Source organism: Ilyobacter sp. (assembly GCF_041583315.1).
Lineage (GTDB): Bacteria > Fusobacteriota > Fusobacteriia > Fusobacteriales > Fusobacteriaceae > Ilyobacter.
Window position 1 is genome coordinate 1 of the sequence record NZ_JBFHGC010000500.1, and the last position, 2159, is coordinate 2159.

Sequence of the window (2159 nt, forward strand, 5' to 3'; positions counted from 1 at the left end):
CTATGGGTGCAGGTTGTGACCACCTTGAGTATGTGAGAACACAGCTCGTTTATGCTCTGGCTGTTGCTGCTATCTCTCTTGTCTTCGGATATCTTCCGGCTGGACTCGGAGTACCTATCGGAATGATTTTACCGGTAGCTGTCCTGGTTACTTATCTCCTGGTTAGATTCGTAGGAAAACCCGTGGATCAGGTCGAGACAAAAATTGAAAGTATAGTACAATAATATAAATAAAAAATCCGCCTTTTAAGGCGGATTTTTTATTTAGGTTTCAGAAACTAAGAAATCTATTTTAGTTGACTGTTTTTTATTGCATCTGCAACCTTCAGGACTTTTACTGTCTCTTTCACATCGTGAACTCTCAGTATAGAGGCTCCCTTAGATACAGATATTGCAGCGACTGCGAGACTTCCCTCTAGCCTTTCATCCACCTGCGTCCCTAGGATATCTCCTATGAATTTTTTTCTAGAAGCTCCTACAAGTATTGGCTTCCCGAGAGTTTTAAACTCATCAAGCCTGTTTAAAATTTCAAGATTGTGGTCAAAGGTTTTTCCAAATCCAATTCCTGGGTCCAAAATTATCTTCTGACTTTCAATCCCTGCATTTTCACCTATATCAATACTTTTTTTAAGCTCATATATCAGATCATCTATGAGGTCGTCATATTTAGGATTCTCCTGCATGGTCTTAGGCGTCCCCTGCATATGCATGAGGATGCAGTAGGCCCCTGCTTTTGATATTACCCTGGCCATGTCACTGTCGCCCCTCAGACCGCTTATATCGTTTATTATATGAGCTCCTCTATTTAGACACTCTCTGGCAACCTCAGACTTATATGTATCTATTGAAATAGGTACATTTAACTCTTTAGTTAGCCTCTCTAAAACCGGAAGTAGTCTTTCTAGCTCCTCTTCTGCAGGAACATACTTGGCCCCGGGTCTTGAAGACTCTCCCCCTATATCAATTATATGTGCCCCCTGCTTTACCATCTCTTTTGCATTTTTTACGGCCTCTTCCACAGAGTTGTTTTTTCCACCATCAGAGAACGAATCGGGAGTTATATTAAGTATCCCCATCACATAACTTTTCTTTGAAAAATCAAATTCCTGTCCTGCTATTATGACTGGTTTTATTTTGCTGTCATATTTTATAAGGACATTTTTTATCTCCTCTGCCATCATCTTGAGGTTCATTCTGCTTTCAACCAGTTTATGATAGAGCCTGTTATACTGTGAAAGGTTTGCAGAGATTACCACATCTGTCATCTCGATATTAAGATCACTCAGTTCCTTTGCCACAGATACATCAGCACCTACAGACAGGGACATCTGTTTTATAGCATTTGCACTTCTAGAGTCTAGGTTTTTTATTTTGAGATTTCTGAAAACAGCTTTTTCTGCCATCTCCCTTAGTTCTCCCTCATAAACCCCTATACCCTGAAGTTCTCTCTTAGCCTCATCAATATTTTCAAGATTTATTACTCTGGTACAATAATTTTTCATATAAAACTCCTCTCTATATTCCCCAGTCCCTAGGGTAACGAAATTCTCTTCCTATTGTTCTTCTTGATATCTTCGCTATCAAAGGAAGTTTTCTTTTATATTGGGAAAGCTTTATCTTTCTTATTATGGTATCTACTATCCACTCTTGGAACCCCTCTTCCAGAAGTTCATTTTTTTTATATCTTTCATCTATAAGTCTGTGAAGAATTCTGTCTGCCATGTTGTATGAGAACCCAAGCTCGCTTTCGTCACTCTGACCCTCCCAAAGGTCCGCACTTGGCTTTTTATCTATTATCTCTTTAGGGACACCCAGTCTTTCAGACAGTTCCCATACATGGGTTTTATAGAGGTCTCCTATGGGATTTATAGCCGATGCCGAATCTCCAAACTGTGTGCTGTATCCCAAAAGTATCTCAGTTTTGTTAGATGTTCCCAAAACCAAGGCACTTTCCTTTGCAGACCTGTCGTATAAAATTGTCATTCTTTCTCTGGCCATCTTATTTCCCTTCCTCATATTATCCATATCAGGATTTTTTTCAAAATAAGCATCTACCATATCAGTTATTTCCATGAGTTCTGTTTTTATTCCAGTAGCTTCTACCAGAAGCTTGGCGTGGTCTACACTTTCTTTACTAGAGCTCTTATAAGGCATCATTAC

2 protein-coding genes and 1 pseudogene are annotated in these 2159 nt (G+C 39.4%); 1 reads left to right on the forward strand and 2 read right to left on the reverse strand.

What is annotated here, in order from left to right; all coding sequences use genetic code 11:
• Nucleotides 1-224 (forward strand): annotated as a pseudogene (locus ABZA26_RS13435) (Na+/H+ antiporter NhaC family protein); the annotation flags it as partial.
• A 62-nt stretch (nt 225-286) separates the two neighbouring features.
• Here ABZA26_RS13435 and folP read toward each other — a convergent pair.
• Nucleotides 287-1501: a dihydropteroate synthase gene (gene folP, locus ABZA26_RS13440; protein WP_372715009.1), complete on the reverse strand. Its 1215-nt coding sequence runs from the start codon at nt 1499-1501 to the stop codon at nt 287-289.
• Between the two features lie 13 nt (nt 1502-1514).
• On the reverse strand, nt 1515-2159 hold a 645-nt coding region (locus ABZA26_RS13445), incomplete at its 5' end, for an NAD+ synthase (RefSeq protein ID WP_372715010.1).

Excerpts from the sequence above, each read along its gene's own strand:
- folP (WP_372715009.1), bottom strand. The coding sequence starts at position 1,501 with ATGAAAAATTATTGTACCAGAGTAATAAATCTTGAAAATATTGATGAG.